The sequence below is a fragment of the Undibacterium sp. TJN19 genome, from assembly GCF_049339485.1.
Lineage (GTDB): Bacteria > Pseudomonadota > Gammaproteobacteria > Burkholderiales > Burkholderiaceae_D > Undibacterium.
On record NZ_JBMPPL010000012.1, the window covers coordinates 174,360 to 181,313 of the forward strand.

Here is a 6,954-nt window from a genome sequence, read left to right on the forward strand (position 1 = left end):
GTTTCCTTATTTCAGCTTGGGGTCAAGCGCATCGCGCAAGGCATCGGTGAACAATGAGAAGGCTGTCACCAGCACAGCCATCGCTGCGGTTGCGGCAACCAGTTGCCACCATTTACCCAAAATCAATTCATTTTGCGCTTCATTGAGCATACTGCCCCAGGACACCACGCCAACCGGCACGCCAAAACCCAGGAAACTCAGGATAACTTCTGACTTGATAAAGCCCACTACAAGAATGGATACCTGTACCAGTGCCACGTGGCTGACATTGGGGAAGATATGCACAAACATCTTGCGCAGATGTGAGGCGCCAATGGCATCTGCTGCCCACACATATTCACGCGCCTTATGCTTCATGTATTCAGCACGGATCAGGCGGAAAGGGCCGGTCCAGCCGGTGAAGGCCAGGATCAGGATGATGGTGGTCACCCCTTTTTGCTGTAATACCGCAGCCACAGAAAGAATCAGCAGCAGATAGGGGATGGACGTGAAGATACTGTAGAACCAGTTAAAGAAATCATCGGTTTTACCACCGAAATAGCCTGCCAGTGCACCAAACAAAGTGCCCAGCAGCGTTGCCAGAAATGCTGCCACGAGACCAACGACGATGGAAGTCTCTGCACCCTTGATGGTTTTCTTGATGATGTCATGCCCCCACTTGTCAGCGCCAAAGGGCAGGGTGGTGAGACGTACACCAACATCTGCCTTGCCGGATTTGGCCAGTTCTGCACGGATTTCCGTCATTTCTTTTTCCAGCGGGTCAGCAATACCGTAGTCATTGACGATCACTACTTGCGCACTATCTGGTTGCTTGCGCAGTTCACGGATGACATCGGCCAGCGGATCAAGCGGGTTTTCTGGCGGTGGTGCTTCTACTTCGATTTTGGCAACCGGGCCGGTATCGGCACCGACAAAGCCTGGTGGCGCATAACTGACGCCGCTTTCTTTTTCCCAGTCGCTGGCGATGACACCAGTGGCCGACAGCACCAGGGTCACCAGGAAAGCGATGACGATTGCCATGGCAAACATGGCGACTTTGTCCGAACGCAGACGGCGCCAGGCCAATGCCCATAAACCCGGTGAAACAGTTTGATTTGTTGTAGTTGTGCTCATGAGTGATCCTATTTCAACTGTACACGTGGATCAACCGCCTGGTACAACAGATCGGTCAACAAATTAAAGAACATGGTGGCAGCAGCCACATACACGGTAATGGCTTTGATGACAGGAAAGTCACTGCGCTCCACCGCCAGAATCACCTCACGGCCTATGCCGGGGATGGAGAAAAAACGTTCAATCAGAAAGGCACCAATCAGCAAAGCCGGCAAATTCGACATGACATGGGTGATGATGGGGATCGACGCATTGCGCAAGACATGCACCCACTTCACGCGGCTTTCTGAAACACCCTTGGCGCGCGCCGTGCGCACATAATCCTGGTTGACCTCATCAAGCACAAAGGTGCGGAACAGCCGCAGGTTAGGCGCGACACCGACAGCAAGTGCAATCAGTATGGGCAGGGCAGAATACTTGAACAGGTTCTCAGCAAAACTATTGCCCCAGCCCTGTACTGGGAACATGCCCAGTTTGTATGCGAAGAAATACTGACCCACGATGATGTAGACCAGAATACTGACCGACATGCCCATGGTGCAGGCAATCATCACTGAACGGTCTGTGAATGAACCGCGCTTGAACGCAATGGCCAGCGCCAGTGCGATCGCAATCAGGGTTTCGATGATCGTCAGCGGTATCAGCACTGTCAGCGAAGGGCCAAGACGTGTGCCTATGATGGAGGAGACGGCTTCACCGGTACTCCAGCTATTGCCGAAGTTGAAAGTCGCAATTTGCTTGATGAAGATCCACAACTGCACGTAATAAGGCTGGTCTATGCCCAACTGGGTGCGGATATTGGCAATTTGTTCGGCATTCGACATCTTGCCAGCCAGGATGTAGGCAGGGTCGCCACCCACCCAGTTAAACAGAAAAAACACCAACAGAATGACACCCAACATCGTTGGTGCCATCTGCCATAAGCGGCGCAGAATATAAGCGGTCATGTTTGTCTCTCGTTTTTCAAAATTTCAGGTGCAGGCATTGGAGATATGCAATCCATTGATTCATTATTTATTTTTTTCCATATCAATCTGCATCCATTCGATATGCATGATCGGATGTTTTTTGTACCCGATCACACGAGGTTGTGCCAGCATGATGCGGTAGCGCGCATAGCCTATTTTCTGTGCTGCATAGAGTTCCATGATGCGGGTCATCTTGTGATACAGCAAGTCACGTTCCGGCCCTGGGGGGAGTTTTTGCGATTGCTCATACAGCGTGTCGTATTCGGGTATCGTGACGCAACCATTGTTGTTCATATGTATGTTCTTGCTATAGAACAGTTGCATGAAATTGTCGCCGTCAGGATAGTCAGCTATCCACGGTGATATCCGCTGCATCAACTGGCATTGTTTTTCTGCCTTCAGGATTTCTGCAAAGGGACGGAATTCAGCACGCATCCTGATACCTATGCCGTCATAGGATTTCTTCCAGACTTCGGCCTGCAAGTGTCCGCGCGATTCAGTTTGTGCAGTGTGGACAATTTCCATGGGACTGCCATCGGGCAAAGTGCGATAGCCGTCCTTGCCCTTTTTATAGCCGAATTTATCCAGTAAGGCGTTCGCTGCTGCCGGGTTGTATTGCACACTGCTCTTGTAATTAGGGTCATGGCCGACAACGCCTGGAGGAATCGGGTATTGCAGGGGTTCTGCCTGACCATTGTCAACGATGCGAATTTCTTCTTCAACATTGTGCGCCATCGCCATGGCACGGCGCAGGGCAATTTTTTCCTTGCTTAAGCCGCCGAATACCGGGTCTTGCATATTCCAGTAATAGATTGTCAGTTCCGGATCGATGATGCGGGACATCTGCACGCCGCGCTTGATAAGTTCAGGCTTCAGTTTCGGCCCGTTCATTACCTGCGGGGCCAGGCCACCATAGAGCTGGAACAAGTCGACTTCATCTTTCTGGAAAGCCAGCAGCCGTGACTGGTCTTCCAGTATCACATTGACGATAACACGCCCCAACTGCGGCATGCGCTTGCCCTTCATGGCGGCAATTATTTTTTGATCGTTGGCGTCTGAACTGGCCTGGAAATCCCAGATGTTGACGTGATAATCCGGGTTGGCGTCCAATACCATTTTTGAGCCACGCACCCATTCAGTCAGTTTGAAAGCGCCGGTGCCAACCGGGTTCGCCATCGCTGCACCTTGCAAATCCTGGTATTTTTCTATGACTTCACGTGACACGGCAGACATGGCCGTGTAAGCCAATATCATGGGCAGGTTGAAATCAGGGCGCGTCAGATGTATACGCAAGGTATATTTATCGACGACTTCCAGACCGGGTACTTTGGCGGAATAATTAAATTTGCCTGATTTCTTTGCCTCGGCAGCCAGTTGATCGAGCCCGACGATTTTGTCCTCCAGTAACCAGACATGGCTGGACGCTATTTTCGGGTCCATGATGCGTTTGAACGAATACACATAATCGTCCACCGTCAATTCACGCTTTTTGCCTTCAAAGGCAGCGTCAGGCGTAAAGTAAATTCCCTTCTTCAATTTGATGGTGTAGGTCTTGCCATCGGCTGAGATTTCCGGCATGCCGTCTGCGGTTTCCGGAATGATCTTGGCCGGGCTGGCCAGATAATCATAGGTGAACAGGCGTTCAAAAATTGCCTCATTGATTGCGTTTGAATACAGGTCGCGGGTAGCGGCTGGATCAAAGCCCGTTTCTGCAACGGGGAAGATGGTGCGCAAGATTTTTTCCGGATCAGCAAAGGCAGCATTGCTGCTACTCGCACCGGCGGTATTGGCATTGTTGGCAGCAGTCGCCTGTAGTGACACAGCCAGCGACATCAGGCCAGCAAGCGACAGACATATTGCCATGCCTGTTTTGCCTGGTTTGTCTGCTGACGGGCGGCGATGAAACGGATGAGGTAACTTCATTTACAAATTCTCCTGCTCAAAATAGATGGTGTCGACGCTATCTGGGAAATCCGGAAACGCTTGGGCGTCAATGTTTTTCAACATCGATATAAGCCCAGTCGGAATGCATGATAGGGTGCTTTTTATATCCGGTGATCCAGGGGCGGTAAAGCCAGCTGCGTATGCGCATGGTATGTATGATCCACGGCGTATCTGCTTCGATCTGGCGGTTCATCTGTTGATATACCATATTGCGTTCATGCCCCAGTGGCATCGAAACAGCCTTGCGGAACAAGGCATCATAGGCGGCAGATTCATAGCAGGCATGGTTGCCGCTACCAGCTTTCGGGCCATACAATAATTGCAGGAAATTTTCGCCATCAGGGAAATCAGCATTCCATGCACCATTCCACATGGACAATTTGCAGGCAGATGCGGCTTTCAGGTTGTCGGCAAAATTACTGACCTGAAATTCAATACGCACACCAATTTTGTCGAGACCGCGTTTATATATTTCTGCCTGGACCTTAAAGAGGGCTGCCGGTTCCATGGTCTTCTTGATGATTAAAGCACTGCCGTCAGGGTTGGTGCGATAGCCGTCTGCGCCGCGTTTGTAGCCAAAGTAATCAAGTAATTTGTTGGCAAGGCCAATATCGTAAGTGAGGCTGCTACGATAATTGGGATCATAACCAACGATATCTTTCGGTATGATCATTTCAGACCTGATGGCCTGCCCCAGGCGCATCTGGGCAATTTCGTCGGCGTAGCTGTAGGCCATCCCGATTGCGCGGCGCAGGGCAATTTTTTCTTTTGTATAACCGCCAACTACCGGATCACGCATGTTGAAGATGGTAAAGGTGTTACCTGCGTCGGTTACCCTGTCCATTTTTATACCAAGCGCTTTTAACTCTGGCTTCAGTTCCGTGCCATCCAGGGCTGCGGTAGCGGCACTTTGCGGTAATTTATCGATGTCGAGCTGGCCATCCTGAAATGCCAGCCAGCGTGATTGTTCTTCTTCAATGATGCTGATATCGACTTTGCCGACTTGCGGCATCTTTTTACCCTTCATCTGTCTGACAATTTCTTCATCCTGCGGACTGCCTGTCGATTTGAAGTTCCAGGTATAACCACGGTATTCAGGGTTGGCTGTCAGCAAAATTTTGCTGCGTGGCATATATTTTTCTATCATGTAAGGCCCGGTACCTACCGGATGAAGACCAGTCTGTTCGCCATAGGTTTCTATTACCTCTCTGGCGACGGCACCAAAACCGCCGTAGGCAACGACATACAGAAAATTGTAGTCAGTCGCGTTTAATTCGATTCTGAGTGTGTACTTGTCCAGTGCGGTCAAGCCAGCAACAGGGGTATCGTAATCAAACTTGCCAGTCTTCTTTGCTTTTGTGGCGACATCATCAAGCCCAACAATTTTCCCCATGATGAAGCTGGCATGTGGTGAGCGATTAACTGGGTCGAGTACCCGTTTGAAGGTGTAGATATAGTCCTGTGCCGTTAGTTCATGCTTCTTGCCTTTGAAAGCCGGGTCGGGGGCGAAGTAAATGCCGGGCTTTATTTTAAAAACGAATACCTTGCCTTCCTGACTGATTTCAGGCATCGCTTCAGCTGTAGCAGGAATCAACTGGGCAGGGCGGGCCAGATAGTCATAACTCAGTAGTGGTTCGAAAATTGCTTCACTTACCCAGCCGGAATAGAAGTTTTGTGTTTTAGCCATATCGAAACCGTCATCGGCAGCTTCAAATGCCTGCCGGACCAGCTTGGTCGTGTCGGCCGGGTTGCTGGCAAACACTATATGCGATGCACCTGTCGTGACTAGCAGGATCAGCAGGGCGAAGACAGATATTATTGTCTTAACTTGGTTTGGCATTTCAGATACCTCGTATTCGGGATAAATCTATCTTTAGAGAAGCTCTAAAAAAGCCGTAACCATAACGCAAGTCTTCATGCGCATGCGTACAGAAAGAAAATTTTTATTTCAAGTGAAGCACCGTAAATGTGCAAAATTTTTTCTAATAAGGTTTCTTTATGCGAAAAACGAAAAAAAATGCACCATTTCGTATCGAAATTTATTGCTCTGCGTAATCAGGATGAAAACTTTTGTCACAACTTTAGATAGTTTTGATCGCAAAAAGCATGCCAAAAAAAATTAAATTTTGGTGCGCAACATGGCCGGCAAATTTATCGATGGAAAGATGCTTAAACAATCATGCTTGCACTATTTTTATGCTGCATAGCACAAGAAATTAGGTTTCCTTTGCGGGGGATTTTTTGGCAAAATGCGCCATGTTGTTTTTTTGACGGCTGTTCTGGTAAAGCACTTGACAGTCTATTGGCATAAGTGGTTTTATGCGCCTTCAGAAAATTTTCTGACGGATAAATTTACATTTTTCAGATATGAAAAAGCATTTTTTTACATTCTTGAATTCTTGATGTGTAAATGAAATGTCTGTAAGTTAATTTATTAGCAGTATGACGACGCAAAAATGGAATTTCTGTGTTGCTTGTGAATTGAATTATTGCATTCCTGATGTTTGGATAAGTCGTTTGAATAATTCATTAAGCAAGCGATAAAAATAGTTTAATAATTTTATTACCTGGTCAATTGTTGATTGAACTTGTAAGACTTGAGACTAAGGTCGCAGGCAGAATTAAATAAGTCAGTTTTACAATAAAGCGCGATTTATATTTTGGTGAGCCTGCTGCTTATGAATTTATAAGTGGTTTTGTGTCGGTATGGCTTTTTACTGATGCACAGCCTTTATAATCACTTTTTTGTTTGAGTTGTTTTGACTTGCGTCAAACAGTAGACCTTGTGGTAGTGGAGGAGCAGGAATGGATTTTTCAAATCGCCAGCAAGAGCCGGGCAAGAAGTTTGTCGGTTTAGGGCTGGTCATATTATTTCACGTGCTGGTGGTATGGGCACTGGTATCTGGACTAGCGCGCAAGGCCATGGAAG

Annotated in this window: 4 protein-coding genes; all 4 read right to left on the minus strand. The window is 48.3% G+C overall.

Annotation, left to right across the window (positions count from 1 at the left end):
• Positions 1-6 precede the first annotated feature (6 nt).
• The 4 genes from ACO0LH_RS24645 to ACO0LH_RS24660 all read right to left on the minus strand — a co-directional run bounded on the left by ACO0LH_RS24645 (position 7) and on the right by ACO0LH_RS24660 (position 5,865).
• Positions 7-1,113, minus strand: a complete 1,107-nt coding sequence (locus ACO0LH_RS24645; RefSeq protein WP_422943787.1) for an ABC transporter permease — start codon at positions 1,111-1,113, stop codon at positions 7-9.
• 8 nt (positions 1,114-1,121) lie between these two features.
• Complete coding sequence (locus tag ACO0LH_RS24650) at positions 1,122-2,060, minus strand: ABC transporter permease (RefSeq protein WP_422943788.1); 939 nt, start codon at positions 2,058-2,060, stop codon at positions 1,122-1,124.
• Between the two features lie 63 nt (positions 2,061-2,123).
• Positions 2,124-4,004, minus strand: coding sequence for an ABC transporter substrate-binding protein (locus ACO0LH_RS24655; protein ID WP_422943789.1), 1,881 nt, complete (start codon positions 4,002-4,004; stop codon positions 2,124-2,126).
• A 67-nt stretch (positions 4,005-4,071) separates the two neighbouring features.
• Positions 4,072-5,865: an ABC transporter substrate-binding protein gene (locus ACO0LH_RS24660; RefSeq protein WP_422943790.1), complete on the minus strand. Its 1,794-nt coding sequence runs from the start codon at positions 5,863-5,865 to the stop codon at positions 4,072-4,074.
• Between the last annotated feature and the right edge of the window lie 1,089 nt (positions 5,866-6,954).